At 64.1% G+C, this 15,615-nt stretch carries 11 protein-coding genes; 2 read left to right on the top strand and 9 right to left on the bottom strand.

The window, feature by feature from the left end; translation table 11 throughout:
- Nucleotides 1-10: 10 nt before the first annotated feature.
- The 3 genes from MPZ60_RS11400 to MPZ60_RS11390 all read right to left on the bottom strand — a co-directional run bounded on the left by MPZ60_RS11400 (nt 11) and on the right by MPZ60_RS11390 (nt 4,626).
- Complete coding sequence (locus tag MPZ60_RS11400; RefSeq protein WP_034352302.1) at nt 11-1,462, bottom strand: FAD-dependent oxidoreductase; 1,452 nt, start codon at nt 1,460-1,462, stop codon at nt 11-13.
- A 298-nt stretch (nt 1,463-1,760) separates the two neighbouring features.
- Nucleotides 1,761-2,569, bottom strand: a protein-coding gene (locus tag MPZ60_RS11395) for an IS5 family transposase (protein WP_122974715.1) whose coding sequence is annotated in 2 segments (ribosomal slippage) — nt 1,761-2,239 and nt 2,239-2,569 — 810 coding nt in all. Because the reading frame shifts where the segments join, the coding sequence is not laid out codon by codon here.
- 368 nt (nt 2,570-2,937) lie between these two features.
- Nucleotides 2,938-4,626: a long-chain fatty acid--CoA ligase gene (locus tag MPZ60_RS11390; protein WP_242881730.1), complete on the bottom strand. Its 1,689-nt coding sequence runs from the start codon at nt 4,624-4,626 to the stop codon at nt 2,938-2,940.
- A 182-nt stretch (nt 4,627-4,808) separates the two neighbouring features.
- Here MPZ60_RS11390 and MPZ60_RS11385 point away from each other — a divergent pair, with 182 nt between their 5' ends.
- Nucleotides 4,809-5,321 (top strand): pyridoxamine 5'-phosphate oxidase, encoded by a 513-nt coding sequence (locus MPZ60_RS11385; RefSeq protein WP_242882087.1) that lies wholly within the window; start codon nt 4,809-4,811, stop codon nt 5,319-5,321.
- Here the strand turns inward: MPZ60_RS11385 and MPZ60_RS11380 are convergent.
- From MPZ60_RS11380 to MPZ60_RS11355, 6 genes are all read right to left on the bottom strand, one after another.
- Nucleotides 5,318-5,836 (bottom strand): hypothetical protein, encoded by a 519-nt coding sequence (locus MPZ60_RS11380; RefSeq protein WP_242882088.1) that lies wholly within the window; start codon nt 5,834-5,836, stop codon nt 5,318-5,320. The genes MPZ60_RS11385 and MPZ60_RS11380 overlap by 4 nt on opposite strands.
- A 77-nt stretch (nt 5,837-5,913) precedes the next feature.
- Nucleotides 5,914-7,314 carry an MBL fold metallo-hydrolase RNA specificity domain-containing protein gene (locus tag MPZ60_RS11375; RefSeq protein ID WP_242881732.1) on the bottom strand — a complete coding sequence of 467 codons (1,401 nt, stop codon included), beginning with the start codon at nt 7,312-7,314 and terminating at the stop codon, nt 5,914-5,916.
- A 187-nt stretch (nt 7,315-7,501) separates the two neighbouring features.
- Complete coding sequence (locus MPZ60_RS11370) at nt 7,502-8,965, bottom strand: efflux transporter outer membrane subunit (protein ID WP_242882089.1); 1,464 nt, start codon at nt 8,963-8,965, stop codon at nt 7,502-7,504.
- Nucleotides 8,966-8,978: 13 nt separating this feature from the next.
- Nucleotides 8,979-12,209 carry an efflux RND transporter permease subunit gene (locus MPZ60_RS11365; protein ID WP_242881734.1) on the bottom strand — a complete coding sequence of 1,077 codons (3,231 nt, stop codon included), beginning with the start codon at nt 12,207-12,209 and terminating at the stop codon, nt 8,979-8,981.
- A gap of 22 nt (nt 12,210-12,231) precedes the next feature.
- Nucleotides 12,232-13,470: an efflux RND transporter periplasmic adaptor subunit gene (locus MPZ60_RS11360; protein ID WP_034352172.1), complete on the bottom strand. Its 1,239-nt coding sequence runs from the start codon at nt 13,468-13,470 to the stop codon at nt 12,232-12,234.
- Between the two features lie 180 nt (nt 13,471-13,650).
- A complete protein-coding gene (locus MPZ60_RS11355; RefSeq protein WP_003066465.1) occupies nt 13,651-14,487 on the bottom strand; it encodes an alpha/beta hydrolase in 837 nt (278 codons plus the stop codon).
- A 176-nt stretch (nt 14,488-14,663) separates the two neighbouring features.
- Here MPZ60_RS11355 and MPZ60_RS11350 point away from each other — a divergent pair, with 176 nt between their 5' ends.
- Nucleotides 14,664-15,590 (top strand): LysR family transcriptional regulator, encoded by a 927-nt coding sequence (locus tag MPZ60_RS11350; RefSeq protein WP_034352167.1) that lies wholly within the window; start codon nt 14,664-14,666, stop codon nt 15,588-15,590.
- Nucleotides 15,591-15,615: the final 25 nt, after the last annotated feature.

The raw sequence follows: 15,615 nt of genomic DNA, 5'->3' as shown, positions 1-15,615 counted from the left end.
CCTGTCACATTCAGGCCAAGGCTGTGACTTCGGCTTGACCTACCAGCTCATATGCGCCGGGTCTCAAGAACACGTTCTGGCGCAGCAGCGCTGTCTGCAGCTTCGCAATATCCACCTGACGCGGCTCCACCTGGGCGCTGACCGCCAATGCGGCAGCCGTTCCTGCAGCCTGCCCGGTCGTCCAGCATTGGGGAATTTCTCGCATGAAGCCGTGGGAGTTGGCATCGCAGGAAAGATGACGCCCAGCAACGAGCAAGCCATTGAGCGCCTGTGGTACCAGGGCGCCATACGGGATGGAGATGTTGGGAAACTTGGGCGAGACGGCCGGCGTGACACCCACCTCATCGGGCAGAGGCTGACCGGAATCCCATTGGCTGCGGAGCATCTTGCCGACCCCAACCAGACGCCGTGTATGCCTTACGCCGATCTGAGGGGCGCTGGTCAGCATGTAGGCATGCTCAAAGCCTGGCGCATTGTTGCGAAAGAACTCCAGATGCGCGGCCATGAGTCGATGCGAGCGAATCTCCACCTCAGTGAGGTCATCCACATTCAAGGCCGAGTAACCCGACTGTCTCGGCCCCATGAAGAGGGCCACATCGTTTCGCCATGAGACAAACGGGCGCTCAAACAAGCCCACGCGCTCCCTGCCCCGGCGCATGAATTCCGTGAACTGTTCGGGCTGGCCCGCCTTGAACTCGATCCAACGCGTCATGTCCACACCGCCAAACAGCCACGAGGTGTTCATGCAATGGTGCACATCGTTGGCTTCGATATCGGTTTCGAACTGCTGGCCCGCACGGGCGAACACATCCCCATCTCCCGTGCAGTCGACAACCACCCGGGCGCGTATCGCCATGCGCCCTTCCTTGCTCTCGAAGACCATTCCGCGCACTGCTCCGTCCTGAACAATGGGCACCGAACCCCAGCCGTGGAACAACAGGCGCACCTTGCTCTCCAGCACCATTTCCTGGCATGCCAGCTTCAGCCGCTCTGGGTCGATGGTGGGAGACCAAGTGACGATTCCGTGATAGGCGGCCGTCCGCTGGGCCCAATAAGCAGCCCGGGTGGGATCCTGGATACCCCACTCTTCCGGCATTGGTCCGGCAATGGCATCAGATGGCAGACGCCCCAGAACATCCTCCGCAAAGCCGCGTATGGTTGGAACCCCTGCCCAGTCAGTCATGCGGTCTATCCAGATCACGAGTCCGCCCGTGGACAAGCCTCCCAGATGGTTGTAGCGCTCCAGCAGCGTAACGCGTGCGCCCTGACGCGCAGCGGATACGGCCGCAGCCGTTCCCGCAGGACCTCCTCCGACGACCAGGACATCGCAATCGTGGTGTACCGGAATGCTTCTGCCTGGCTCTTCGTAGCACTGGGCAGACCGCTGCCCCACATAGCTGCGCTCGCTTTCAAAGATGTCCGAGGAAAGAATACGCTCATCCGAGCGCTCAATGGTCTTCATATGCTATGCCCCTTGTTGATTTGATTATTTTGAAATTGAATTCCAAAATAATCAATACACATTTGCATGACCAAGGGTTTGCACGGAAGGCCGGACCGTCAAAGCTTTGTCGCCATCTGCGACAGGCACAATAGTCTTCTCAATCTCCGAAAGCGCTGAGCTTCCTCAGGTATGAACCCTCGCCAAACTTGGATGGGCGAAGCCCCGCCTCGGATACGTGGTGTCCTTTCTCTACCCTTCGGATGTTGGGTGACAAAATAAGTAATCGCTCAGGTCATACGCCTCAAACTAAGGCTGGCTAACACCACCTATCCACGAAGCGTGCACAGATAATCGCTGCCGCCAACTTCAACAGCGCTTCGTGGATATCCAGCCGTCGTTCAAAGCGGATTCGCAGCTTGCCAAAGCCAGCAAACCAGCTGTGCGTCCTCTCCACCACCCATCGGTGCTTGCCCAGCCGCTGGCTGCTCTCAACGCCTCGTCTGGCAATCCGGCCGATGATGCCCCGCTGCCTCAGGTGGGTCCGGCATCGCTTGAAGTCGTAGCCTTTGTCGGCGTGCAGCTTAGCTGGTCTTTTACGGGGACGCCCTGACAAGCCTGCAATCGCAGGAATCGCGTCCACGCACCTCTCGAACATCTTGGAGTCGTGCCGGTTCGCGCCGCTGACCAAGATCACCAGCGGGATGCCCCTGGCATCTACGACGATGTGTCGTTTGGAGCCGAGCTTGCCTCTGTCCGTGGGGTTGGGGCCCGTTTCCTGGCCCCCCGGGGGCTTGGTACCGAGGAGCCATCAATGCTGGCCCGGCTCCAATCGATCTGGTCGTGTTCACGCAAGCGGATCAGCATGGCCTGGTGCAACTGCTCCCAGACACCAGCGACATTCCAGTCGCGCAGGCGCCGCCAGCAAGTCATGCCGCTGCCGTATCCAAGGGGCTGGGGAAGGTCTTCCCATGGGATGCCTGTTTGCAGCACGAACAGGATGCCGTTGAGGGTGGCTTCGTCGCTGACCGCGAGCTTGCGCGCACCGCCTTTGGCAGAAGGCACGAAGGCTGGGATCAGGGGTTGTAGCTGTCGCCACAGTTCTTTGCTTACGGGTCGTCGTGCCATGAGAGCCGCAAGCATAACTGCTCTGCGAGGGGCTATGACGAAGTGGTGTTAGCCACTCTAAATATGTGGTTTTCTTGAGGTGGATGGCCACGTCTGAAAAATAAGGTTCATATACAGGAGTCAGATGCATCAAGACTGACGCTTGACCTCATCTGTACACCCACTGGCATTGAAGCGGTGCTCAGCGAAATATTTGCAATGACAGCTTCTGCCGCCGGTCTCAGCCATTGACTAAGACCAAGCGGCAGTCATTAACGAAGAAAAGATAGGCCTTTACATTGGCCTATAAAAACATAGAAGCAAGCAGAAAGCACGCCATACCGCAAATCTACGGAGAAGCTGCTTCCATCACTCCTCCTCTTTGCATTTCAAACTGCGGCTTCCTGCTCCTGAAGCATTCGCCACATCACCTTGCCGCTGCCGCTCTTGGGCAAAGCCGTCACGAACTGCACCAGACGTGGGGCCTTGTAGACTGCCATATTGTCGTGGCACCACTGGATGATCTGCTCTGCCGTCGTCGCCTCATGGCCGGCACGCAGCACCACCACGGCCTTGACGGTCTCGCCGCGATAGGCATCCTTGGCGGAGATCACGCAGGCCTCCTGAATCGCAGGATGGCGGAACATCAGCGACTCCACCTCGGCGGGCCATACCTTGAAGCCGCTGGCATTGATCATGCGCTTGAGCCGGTCGGTGATGAAAAAGTAGCCATCCTCATCCACGCGCCCCAGATCCCCGGTGCGGAAAAAGCGTTTGCCATCGAGCTCCATAAAGCTTTGCTCGGTCGCTTCGGGGCGTTGCCAGTAGCCTTCGAACACCTCGGGTCCGTTGACCACGATCTCGCCCTGTTCTCCCTGCGCCACCTCTTCCAGCGTGTCGGGGCTGATCACGCGTGCATCGGTGCTCATGAAGGGGATGCCCAGACATTGCTGCTTGGGATGGTCGGGAGGATTGCTGTGCGAGGGTGCGGCGGTTTCGGTCAGTCCATAGCCCTCGCAAAAACGCAGCCCGTACTGCTCGAGCAGCCGCTGGGCTACGGCCTGGGGCATGGCGGCACCGCCGCCGCCGATGTATTTGAGGCTGGACAGATCAAAGGACGCGAAGTTGGGGCTGGCCAGCAGATCGATCACCATGGTCGGGATATTGGTCCAGCTGGTGACCTGATAGTGCGAGATCAGGCGCCCTGCCAGTTCGCGCTCCCAGCGCGGCATGATGATCAGCGTCGCCCCCATGTAGATGGCACTGTGCAGCACGGAAACCATGCCTGTGATGTGAAACATGGGCACGACGGCGAGCACCACGTTCTCGCTGTTGCCCGTGCCCCACAGCGCGCCGGAAACGGCGTTGTGGTTGATGCTGCGATGCAGGTGCATGCAGCCCTTGGGCTGGCCCGTGGTGCCGCTGGTATAGGGCAGCAAGGCCAGGTCGTCACGACCTGCGGTATGCGGCGGCGGCAGCTCGCTGCAGGCCAGTGCCTGCATCCAGGCATGGACCTTGCCATGGCTCAGGCTTGCGGGTTCGCGCTCGCCAAGCAGCCAGTTGCGCCAGGCTTCGGGCGGTGCATCCGGCCCTTGCACATCGGCATCAAAACCGTCGGTGAACCGGGTGACCAGCAAGTGCTCCAATGCTTCGGACTGCGGCAAGGCATTGCTGGCCTTGGCCAGCTCCGGTGCCAGATCAGCCGTGGTGATGGCCACCTTGGCGCCCGAATCCGTGATGTAGTGCTTGAGCTCCTCAGCCGTATTCATGGGGTTGACCGGTACAACTACCGCATTGGCTCGAAAGATGGCGTAATGCGCCAGCACCAGTTGCGAACTGTTTTGCATCAGCACGATGACACGGTCACCTTTTTGCACGCCCAGGCCATGCAGATAGGCGGCCATGCGCTCCGTTCCCTCGCACAGCTGCCGGTAGGTCGTGGTGCGGCCCAGAAACACCAGCGCGGCTTTGTCCGGATAGCGCCTGGCATTGATAGCAAGGTTTTCCCAGACACTGGTCACGGGAACGGTGATGGAATGTGGCAGCCGATTGGGCCAAAACTTGTGGTGAGCGGGCATGAGTCAGGCAATCAGAAAAGCGTATACATAGTCCGGGTGGACTAATCAGTCCGCAAGACTAGGCCCGCAACCTCGGCCCGGCATCCGGGATGCCCCCAACAGTCGGTCACGCAGGTGACGGTCGACGCGGCCTGGCGCGGCTCAAGCTGGTCCTGCCCCGTGCTCTGGCTTACCATGCGCAAATGCCTCATGAATCACGCCTGCAGCAGTCGCTGCGCCAGCTACTCGCCAGTCAGCGTACTGCCGCCCTGGCCGTTCAGCCACAGGCCGGTTCATCAGCCCCCGGATATCTCCCCGCCCCGGGCCTGTCTCTGGTGCCCTGGGCCTGGAGTGGTGAATTCAGCTGCCTGATACTGCATGTGAGTGCGCTTGCCGGCCACACACAGGCCATGGAGCAGCATCCTGCCGTCAGCCTGCTGATGAGCAGGCCAGAGTCCGCTGGCGAAGCCGTGCATGCGCTGGAGCGCATCAGCATTCAGGGCGTGGCATCCACTCCCCCGCGCGACAGCGGCCTGTGGCAAGGCGCCCGTGCCAGCTATCTGGCGCGCTTTCCCGAAGCCGAGCCCATGACGGCGCTGGGCGACTTTCGTTTTGTCTGCATTACGCCGCAAGGCGGCAGGCATGTGGCAGGCTTCGGCGCGGCGCGCGATGTGGACGAGCACGATCTGATAGCCGCGCTCAACCCGGCGGCCTAGCCTTTGCTGGCTCGGCCCGACCTGGATTGGCCAGCTTGAGCCTTGAGCACATGCTCGGCAATCAGGCACATGCAGGCCAGCGGCTGGCCTTGCACCAGGGCCTGAACATGGTCCTGCCAGATCTGCCCCTGCTGCTCCACGCTTGCGTCCAGAAAGCACTGCAGCATCCGCTGCGGATCTGCACAGGCCTGATAGTGATAGGGATCGCGCCGCAGGCATGCCGCGCGCAGATGCAGGCCCAGGGCCTCCCAGGTCACGGCCCGGCCTTGCAGCCGCTGCCACTGATGCAGCAGCTCATGGGCGAAGACACCTGCCACCACAGGGTGGGAAAGTCGCAGCGGCCGATGCGGATCGGCATGCTCGAAAAAGCTGCGCGGCAGATAGATGCGCCCGCCGCCCAGGGACAGCGCGCGCCTGGTATCGCCCAGACGCCGCACATGCAGACGCATGCCGGGCAACAGTTCATTCAGCGTAGTGCCGAAAAGCCGCTGCGCGAAACCGGCCTCGACCGGCATCAGGCTTCGCCGCCAGAACATCATGCAACAGGCCGTGCGCAAGACGGATTCCGCATCTCGGAGACTCCCGGCACGCTCTAGAACTCGAAGACCTGAGCCGGCTGCGGAACCTGCACCGTGAAATGCAGGCGCTCGTGCAGCAGCGTGGCCAAGGCCCGGGATGCATGCGACTCCCCATGCACCACAAAGGTCTGCTGCGGCGGGCGGGTAAAAGCGGCCGCCCAGTCCAGCAGGGCCTGCTGGTCTGCATGGGCCGAAAAGCCGCCCAGAGTATGGATACCGGCACGGACCTCGACGTCATCTCCAAACAGGCGCACCTGCCTGGCACCGTCGACCAACCTGCGGCCCAGCGAACCTTCAGCCTGAAAGCCGCAGATCACCACCGCACACTCGGGCCTGGACAGATTGTTCTTCAGATGATGCAGCACCCGTCCCGCATCGCACATGCCGCTGGCCGAGATGATGACAGCGCCGCTCTTGATGCGGTTGAGCTTGATGGAGTCCTCCACATCGCTGATGAAGTGAATGTGCGGCGACTCCTTGAGTCTCCTGACGCTGCCCAGCAACTGCCTGGCCTCCTCATCGAACACGCCGAAGTGCCGCAGCGTGATATCGGTGGCCGCCACCGCCATCGGCGAATCCACGAATATCTCTACCGGCGGCAGGCGCTGCTGCTGGATCAGCTGCAGAAAGTGATAGAGCAGCTCCTGCGTGCGCCCCACGGCAAATGCCGGGATTACCACATTGCCATGGGGCGCCGTGCGCGTGACCACATCGACCAGCTCCTCCAGGGTATCGCCCGTGCTCTTGTGCTGCCGGTCGCCATAGGTGGACTCGATGAGCAGCAGATCGGCCTCCATGATCGGCGTGGGATCGCGCAGGATCACCCGCCCCGGCTGGCCCAGATCGCCGCTGGCCACCAGCTTGCGCGTGCCGCCATGGCCATCTGCCAGCCACAGCTCCACAATGGCCGAGCCCAGAATATGCCCGGCATCCTGAAAACGTACCGTCACCGCAGGATGGGGTTCAAAACGCTGTCCATAGGCCCTGGCCTGGACCTGCTCCAGCGTGCTCGCCACATGGGCCAGTGAATACAGAGGAACCGCCGGCTCGCGCTCGTGCCCCCGGCCTTCACGCCGGCGCTGCGCTGCACGCTCGGCATCCACCATCTGAATATGGGCGCTGTCCTTGAGCAAGACCTCGAGCAAGTCCTTGGTGGCCAGCGTGGCATAGATAGGGCCCTTGAAGCCCTGGGCCACGAGCTTGGGCAGCAGGCCGCTGTGATCGATGTGCGCATGGGTCAGGACGACGAAATCCAGACCTGCGGCATCAAAGGCAAAGGCTTGCTGGTTGTGCTCGTCAGCCTCGCGGCCGCCTTGGGCCATGCCACAGTCGATCAGAAATCGACAGCCATGCGTCTCGACCAGAAAACAGGACCCCGTGACCGACTGCGCCGCACCGTGAAAAGTGATGTTCATGAAGCATCCATTGACGATCCACATGGACCGTCAATGAATCTAGCACCACTGGCGCCCGCGCCGCCAGAGCCTCAAGTCTTGCCTTGATGCCCATCAAACCACTGAGCCTGTACGGGCACGGCTGGCTGTGCAGCAGGAGTCACAAGCCGGCAAACCGGCCGCCAGGGCGGACGGGACAGCTCTCGCCTCAGCTGCTTGCCGCCACAGGCTCTCCGCTGTCCCAGCCTCCGCCCAGCGCGCGGATCAGCGCCACCGTGGCCGTGTACTGCGCGGTGCGCACCTGCAAGGCCTGGCGCCGGTTGCGCAGCTCGTTGCGGCGCGCATCGAGCAGCTCCAGCTGACTCACCAGACCGTTGCGATAGCGCACGTCCGAGAGATGGGTGGCGCGCTCGGAAGACTGCACAGCCTGCCCCAGCACGCGGGCCTGGCCCGAGAGCAGGCGCAAGGCACTGAGCTGATCTTCCACATCCCGAAAGGCCGCGAGCACCTGACCGCGCTGGGCGGCCACGGCGGCCTCCAGACGTGCACGGGCCCCCTCTTCCTGCGCTGCGCGCTGGCCGCCGTCGAAGATGGGCAGAGACAGCAAGGCGCCTATGCCCCAGGAACGTGCCGACCACTTGAACAGATCGCCCAGCTCCGGCGAGGCGTAGCCGCCATTGCCCGTGAGCGTGATGGCCGGAAACCACGCGGCCTGCGCCACGCCCACGCGGGCCTGGGCCGCCAGCACCGATGCCTGGGCCGCCGACACATCGGGGCGGCGCGCCAGCACCGTCGCGGGCACGCCTGCCGGAATCATCGGCAGCGTGGCTGCCTGCGGCTGCGAAGCCAGCGCAAAACCGCTGGCCACATCGCCGACCAGCACGGCCAGCGCATGCGTGAGGGCGGCCTGCTGGCGCTCAAGTGCCAGTGTCTCCGCCTCGGTGGCCGAAACCTCGGTCTGCATGCGCGCCACATCCAGCTCTGCCGCATCGCCAGCGCGGTAGCGCTTCTCGATCAGCGTCAAGGTCTCGCGATAGGCAGCCAGACTCTGCTCGACCAGCTGGCGTTCGGTCTGCAGCGAACGCAGCTGCAGATAAGTCTGCGCCACATCGGCCTGCACCATCAGGCGCGTGCTCTGCAGCAGGGCCTCGCGTGCATTGGCATCCTCGCGTGCCGCTTCGCTGGCCCGCGACAGGCGGCCGAACAGATCCGCTTCGTAGGAGAAGTTCAAGCCGGCCGTGACCAAGGTTGCGGGCTGCATGCCGTTCGCGGTGTTCACACCGGCCTGACGGGCGGCACCGCCTGCGGCACCGATCTGCGGCTGACGCTGGGCATCGGCCGAGCGCAGCAGTGCCCGTGCTTCGGCCAGGCGTGCCGCAGCGGTCTGCACATCGGTATTGGCTTCACCCGCACGCTCCACCAGAGCGCTGAGCTCGGTGTCGGCAAATACCCGCCACCAGGCACCGCGTGGCTGGGCCTCGGCCGGGGCGGCCTGTGTCCAGCCTGCGGCGGCGGCCTGGACGCTGAAGCTTGCGGGCACCGCAACGCCGGCATGCTCGGCCACCGTGGGCGGCGCACTCGCGCAGCCCGCGAGCACCAGGGCCGCCATCAGCGCGCTCAGGGACGGCATCAGGGATCGAATGCCTTGCATCGTTTTCATATCGGAATCCATGGTTGATTGGGGCTTATTCGTCATGGCCGCGCGGCGCAGCAGGCATGGGAAGGGCCGAGGCGCCGTGACCCGACTCGCTGATCGGCGCCACATGACTGCCATGCTGCTGCAACGGACGGTTGCCGGCCAGGCGGCGCAGCACCACATAGAACACCGGCGTGAGGAACAGGCCAAAGGCCGTCACACCGATCATGCCGGCGAACACCGCCACGCCCATGGCGCTGCGCATCTCGGCTCCCGCGCCTGTGGACAGAACCAGGGGCAGCACGCCCATGACAAAGGCCAGCGAGGTCATCAGGATGGGGCGCAGGCGCAGGCGACTGGCTTCGATGGCGGCCTGCACGGGCGTGCGGCCGGCAAACTCCAGCTCGCGGGCGAACTCCACGATCAGGATGGCGTTCTTGGCCGACAGCCCCACCAGCACGATGAGCCCGATCTGCGTGAACACATTGTTGTCGCCGCCGCTCAGCCACACGCCCGTCATGGCGGCCAGCAGGCCCATGGGTACGATGAGGATGATGGCAATCGGCAGGGTCAGGCTTTCGTACTGAGCCGCCAGCACCAGGAAGACCAGCAGGATGGCAATGGGGAACACCAACACGGCGGAATTACCGGCCAGGATTTCCTGGTAGGTCAGCTCGGTCCACTCGAAACCTATGCCGGGCGGCAGGGTTTCGGCAGCAATGCGCTCGACGGCTGCCTGGGCCTGACCCGAAGAGAAGCCGGGAGCGGGCCCGCCATTCACGTCGGCGGCCAGGAAGCCGTTGTAGCGCATGGCGCGCTCGGGGCCGAAGCTCGGCTCCATCTTCATCAGCGCCGACAGTGGCACCATCTCGCCGGTGGCAGAGCGCACCTTGAGCAGGCCCACGTCTTCAGCCCGCGCCCGGTAGGCCGCATCGGCCTGCACGCGCACGCTGTAGGTACGACCGAACTGGTTGAAGTCGTTGGCATACAGGCTGCCCAGGTAGATCTGCAGCGTGTCGAAGATGTCCGTCACCGGCACACCCAACTGGCGCGCCTTGGTGCGGTCAATATTGGCATAGAGCTGCGGCACGTTGACCTGCCAGCTGGTGAACAGGCCCGCCAACTCGGGCGTCTGGTAGGCCTTGCCCATGAAGGCTTTCACGGCGTTGTCCATGGCTTCGTAGCCCAGCGAGGCGCGGTCCTCGATCTGCAGCTTGAAGCCGCCCGTGGTGCCCAGGCCCGCCACCGGTGGTGGTGGGAACATGGCAATGAACGCGTCCTGGATGCTGCCGAACGCCTGGTTCAGTTGCCCCGCCACAGCACCGCCGCTCTGGTCAGCACGGGTGCGCTCGGCAAAGGGCTTGAGCGTGGCGAACACGATGCCGGAGTTGGAGCTGTTGGTGAAGCCGTGGATCGACAGGCCGGGCATTGCGATCGTGTCTTCGACGTTCGGGTTCTCCTTCATGATCTCGCCCATGCGGCGGATCACGTTCTCGGTGCGGTCCAGCGTGGCGCCGTCGGGCAGCTGCGCAAAGCCGATCAGGTACTGCTTGTCCTGCGCGGGCACGAAGCCGCCGGGCACGATTTTGAACAGGCCCATGGTGGCACCCACCAGCGCGAGGTAGACCACGAACATCAGCGCCTTGCGGCCAATGACGCGCTTGACGCCGCCGCTGTAGGCCTCGGAGCCGCGATGGAACATGCGGTTGAAGCCACGGAACAGGCCGCCAAACACCTTGTCCATGCCGCGCGTAAGCGCGTCCTTGGGCTCGTCGTGGCCCTTGAGCAGCAGCGCGCTCAGCGCGGGCGACAGGGTCAGCGAGTTGATGGCCGAGATCACCGTGGAGATCGCAATCGTCACCGCGAACTGGCGGTAGAACTGGCCCGTGAGCCCGCTGATGAAAGCCAGTGGCACGAACACCGCCACCAGCACCAGCGCAATGGCGATGATGGGGCCGGACACCTCGCGCATGGCGCGGTAGGTGGCCTCGCGCGGGGTCAGGCCCGCCTCGATGTTGCGCTCGACGTTCTCCACCACCACGATCGCGTCGTCCACCACGATGCCGATGGCCAGCACCAGGCCGAATAGGCTCAAGGCGTTGATCGAGAAACCCAGCAGGTGCAGCACCGCGAACGTGCCCACCACCGACACCGGCACAGCCAGCAGCGGGATGATGGACGCGCGCCAGGTCTGCAGGAACAGGATCACCACCAGCACCACGAGGGCGATGGCTTCGAGCAGCGTGTGGATCACGGACTGGATGGACGCACGCACGAACTGCGTGGGGTCGTACGCAATGCGGTACTCCACGCCTTCGGGCATGTTCTTCTGGATCTCGTCCATGGTCTTGCGCACATTGGCTGAGATGTCGAGCGCGTTGGAGCCCGGCGCCTGGAACACGCCCATGCCCACGGCCGGGTCGTTGTTGAGCAGCGAGCGCACCGAGTAGTCGGCCGCGCCCAGCTCCAGGCGGGCGATGTCGCGCAGGCGCGTCACCGCACCATCGGCACCGGTCTTCACGATGATGTCGCCGAACTCTTCTTCGGTCTGCAGGCGGCCCTGGGCGTTGATGGACAGCTGCAGGTCCACGCCGGGCAGGCCGGGCGATGCGCCCACCACGCCGGCGGCGGCCTGCACGTTCTGGCCTCGGATGGCCGACACGACGTCGCTGGCCGAGAGGCCGCGCTGCGCAACCTTCTGCGGGTCGAGCCACACACGCATGGAGTAGTCGCCGCCGCCAAAGATCTGCACCTGGCCCACGCCCTGGATGCGCGCGAGGCGGTCCTTCACGTTGAGCACGGCGTAGTTGCGCAGGTAGTCGATGTCGTAGCGGTTGTTGGGCGAGACCAGGTGGACCTCCATGGTCAGGTCCGGCGCGCTCTTGACGGTGGTGACGCCCAGGCGGCGCACTTCCTCGGGCAGGCGCGGCTCGGCCTGCGAAACGCGGTTCTGCACCAGCTGCTGGGCCTTGTCGGGGTCAGTGCCCAGGGCAAAGGTCACGGTCAGCGTCATCACGCCGTCGGTGGTGGCCTGGCTGCCCATGTAAAGCATGCCTTCCACGCCGTTGATGGATTCCTCCAGCGGCGTGGCCACGGTCTCGGCGATCACCTTGGGGTTGGCGCCCGGGTACTGGGCTCGCACCACCACCGAGGGGGGAGCGACCTCGGGGTATTCCGAGATCGGCAGCGTCCGCATGGCGATCAGGCCAGCGAGAAAGATGAGCACCGACAGCACACCCGCGAAGATCGGGCGGTCGATGAAAAATCGGGAAAGGTTCATGGTGTCGGAGGATTAAGGGTTCTCAGACCGTGGGTTGCTTGGCGGCGCCGCGGCCATCGGCCAGCTCGGCCTTGGCATCCATGGGCACGTCCTGAGGCGCCACCACCACGCCGGGGCGCACACGCTGCAGTCCGTTGACGACGATGCGCTCGCCGGCCTTGAGGCCCGAAGTGACCACGCGCAGGCCGTCCACCGGTGCGCCCAATTGCACCTCCCGGTACTCGGCCTTGTTGTCCGCGCCAATCACCAGCACGAATTTCTTGCTCTGGTCCGTGCCCACGGCGCGCTCGTTGATAAGCACGGCCTGAGTGGTCTGGGGCTGGCCCATGCGGATGCGCGCGAACTGGCCGGCCATGAGCGTGCCGTCCACATTGCCGAACACGGCCCGCACGCGCACCGTGCCGCTCTTGGCATCGACCTGGTTGTCTATGAGCTGCAGATGACCGACATAAGGCGTGCCGCCGCTGGTACCCACCCCCATCTGAACGGGAATGGTTTCAATCAGCGCACGCGTGCTGCGTCCCTGGCTTGCGCTCTGCAGACCCTGCAGCGCCTGGGCCACGATCTGCTCGTCCGCGTCAAAACTGGCGTACATGGGGTCCACCGACACCAGGGTGGTCAGCACCGGAGCACCGGCTCCCGAGCTCACGAGATTGCCCACCGTGACCTCGATGCGGCCCACGCGTCCGCTCACCGGCGCCTTGACCTGGGTGTAGCCCAGGTTCAGCTTGGCGGTCTGCAGCGCAGCCTGGGCGGCGCGCAGATTCGCATCGGCCTCGCGCCGGGCATTCACGCGCTCGTCGTATTCCTTTTGCGCGATCGCCCGCTCATCCCACAGACGCGTGGCGCGCTCGGACTCGCTCTGGGTATAGGCCATGCGCGCCTTGGCGGCAACGACCTGGGCTTCGGCGCGATCGACGTCTGCCACATAGGGCGCCGGGTCCACGGTGAACAGCAGATCACCGGCCCTGACCAGCGCGCCTTCCTTGAAATGCACGGCCTGCACAGCTCCCGAGACGCGCGGCTGCACATCCACGCGCTGCACGGCTTCGAGGCGACCGGAGAATTCATTCCACAGCGTCACGTCCTGCTGCAGGACCTGGGCTGCCGAAACCGGCACGGCCGGCGCGGCGGCTTGCGCAGCGGGCGCTTCGGCATGCGATGACAGGCCCAGCATGGCGGCAGTCGTGGCGATCACGGCAGCGGCGACGCCGGCGGCGGCCCACCGGCGGCGATTGGAGAGTTTGGAGTGCTCGTTCATGGCAATGTCTTTGGTTCAAGGGTTGAAAGCGGTAGCGGCTCTTTCGGCGGCGGGCAAGACTCATCCCTTCCAGCGCTCAGGCCAGGAATCGAATGAGAAAGAGAAGAAAAAGGCGCAGCCGTGCTGCGTCCGGCCCGCGGGGCCGGATCAGGTCAGCTGTCTCAGCAGGGCAAAATCAGCTCAGAGCCGACATCGGGTGGTTTCGAAAAACTGGCGTAGCTGCTCCTGCAGCTGCGCGGCGCAAGGGCAGGACTCGGGCGGCTGCTCCAGCAGCGCCTGCGGCCATTGCCCGGCTTCGGCAAACACATGGCGATGCACGCTCAGGCCGGCAGCCTCCAGGCGCGCGCCATAGTTCAGTGCCTCGTCACGCATGGGGTCGGCCTCGCCGACCAGAATCAGCGTCGGCGGCAGTCCCGCGAGACGGCGGGCTCGCGCCGGCACCGCATAGGGGTGCTCCGCATCATGCGGCTCGCCCAGGTACTGGCACCAGCCCGAAGCCCATTTGCATTCGACGGACTCGCCCTGAGCGGCACGCTGCGAAGGCGTGGCCGAGCAGGGGTCCAGCATGGGAGAGATCAGAATCTGCCCGGCCAGCGGCGGCTGCTGCTGATCGCGCGCCATCATGCAGACGCCTGCCGCCAGATTGGCTCCGGCCTCTTCACCGGCCAGGTAGAGCGGAGCGCCCTTTCCGGCCAGCTTGCTGCGTTGCTTGTAGGCCCACAGCAGCACCTCGTAGCCCAACTCCAGCGGACGCGGAAACGGATGCTCGGGTGCCAGCGGATAGGCCAGCGACACCACGCAGGCCCCGGCCGCCGCCAGCGAGCTGCCGACGGTGCAGCCGTTGTCCAGATCGCCGGCCACAAAGGCGCCACCATGGAAATGCAGCACCAGCGGGACGACTTCGCCGCGCCGCTTGCCGCCGTATATGCGCACATCGGCCTGCACACCGTCGGCCACGGAGATCGTGGTGTCGGTATGAGGAATCGGCTGCGATGCGGTGGCTTTGGTGTTTGACATGGATTTTCCGGACAGGACCGGGTGATGGAACAGAAATGTAGCAACAGCAAGTGACGGTATAAACCCCGCAAACGCGGCCACACTGTTTCCAATTCTCGAACAATGACGGTGTGAGCTGTGTGTGAGAATCCCGCATCCTCGGCGAGTCCGGGTTTTCGCGAGGACAAGGAGATCCCATGGATCAGATACAGGCCATGCGTATTTTCGCGCGGGTCGTGGAAGCCGGCACTTTCACGCGTGCAGCCGATTCGCTGCAAATGCCAAAAGCCAGTGTGACCAAGAACGTTCAGGCGCTGGAAGAGCGCCTGCGCGTGAAGCTGCTCAACCGCACCACGCGCCGTGTCACCGTGACCGCCGATGGTGCAGCCTATTACGACCGCGCCGTGCGCCTGCTCGCCGACTTCGACGATCTCGAGGCCAGCGTCAGCCAGGCCCGCACCACGCCGCGTGGGCGTCTGCGCGTGGATGTGGGAACCACCGTGGCGCGTTTGCTCATCATTCCCCATCTGAGCGAGTTCCAGTCCCGCTACCCCGAGATACAGATCGATCTGGGCGTGAGCGACCGCACCGTGGACCTGATCAGCGACAACGTGGACTGCGTAATCCGCGGCGGCGAGCTGGCCGACCAGTCCCTGGTGGCGCGCCGCATCGGCAATCTGGAATTCATCACGGTTGCCGCACCCGAATATCTGCAGCGCCACGGCGTGCCACAGCATCCGCGCGACCTGGAGTCCGGCCATCGCAACGTGATCTATTTCTCCCCGGTCTCGGCGCGGCGCTATCCGCTGGAGTTCCACAAGGGCGGCGAAGTGATAGAGATCGCCAGTCCCGCCCACCTGGGCATCAACGAAGGCAATGCCTATATCAGCGCCATCCTCGCCGGCCAGGGCATAGGACAGCTCAGCCGCTTCCAGATTCACAAGTACCTCGAAAACGGCCAGCTGCAACGCGTGCTGGAGGACTGGAAACACCCTCTGCTGCCGATCTATGTGGTCTATCCGCCCAACTCCCACCTCAGCGCCAAGGTGCGCGCTTTTGTGGACTGGGTGGTGGAGCTGTTTTCGCGCAATCCGCTGCTGCAGGGCGAAAGCCGGCCCGCCTAGTCAGGCAGGGCCCCATTCGTCAGGC

This window comes from Comamonas sp. 7D-2 (assembly GCF_022749555.1).
Lineage (GTDB): Bacteria > Pseudomonadota > Gammaproteobacteria > Burkholderiales > Burkholderiaceae_C > Comamonas > Comamonas thiooxydans.
The sequence above is the reverse complement of the archived record's forward strand: the minus strand, read 5'-3'. Positions and strand labels throughout refer to the sequence as shown.

What these genes read in the sequence shown, in the direction of transcription:
- MPZ60_RS11400 (WP_034352302.1), bottom strand. Translation starts at nt 1,462, where the DNA reads ATGAAGACCATTGAGCGCTCGGATGAGCGTATTCTTTCCTCGGACATC.
- MPZ60_RS11390 (WP_242881730.1), bottom strand. Translation starts at nt 4,626, where the DNA reads ATGCCCGCTCACCACAAGTTTTGGCCCAATCGGCTGCCACATTCCATC.
- MPZ60_RS11385 (WP_242882087.1), top strand. Translation starts at nt 4,809, where the DNA reads ATGCCTCATGAATCACGCCTGCAGCAGTCGCTGCGCCAGCTACTCGCC.
- MPZ60_RS11380 (WP_242882088.1), bottom strand. Translation starts at nt 5,836, where the DNA reads ATGCCGGTCGAGGCCGGTTTCGCGCAGCGGCTTTTCGGCACTACGCTG.
- MPZ60_RS11375 (WP_242881732.1), bottom strand. Translation starts at nt 7,314, where the DNA reads ATGAACATCACTTTTCACGGTGCGGCGCAGTCGGTCACGGGGTCCTGT.
- MPZ60_RS11370 (WP_242882089.1), bottom strand. Translation starts at nt 8,965, where the DNA reads ATGGATTCCGATATGAAAACGATGCAAGGCATTCGATCCCTGATGCCG.
- MPZ60_RS11365 (WP_242881734.1), bottom strand. Translation starts at nt 12,209, where the DNA reads ATGAACCTTTCCCGATTTTTCATCGACCGCCCGATCTTCGCGGGTGTG.
- MPZ60_RS11360 (WP_034352172.1), bottom strand. Translation starts at nt 13,470, where the DNA reads ATGAACGAGCACTCCAAACTCTCCAATCGCCGCCGGTGGGCCGCCGCC.
- MPZ60_RS11355 (WP_003066465.1), bottom strand. Translation starts at nt 14,487, where the DNA reads ATGTCAAACACCAAAGCCACCGCATCGCAGCCGATTCCTCATACCGAC.
- MPZ60_RS11350 (WP_034352167.1), top strand. Translation starts at nt 14,664, where the DNA reads ATGGATCAGATACAGGCCATGCGTATTTTCGCGCGGGTCGTGGAAGCC.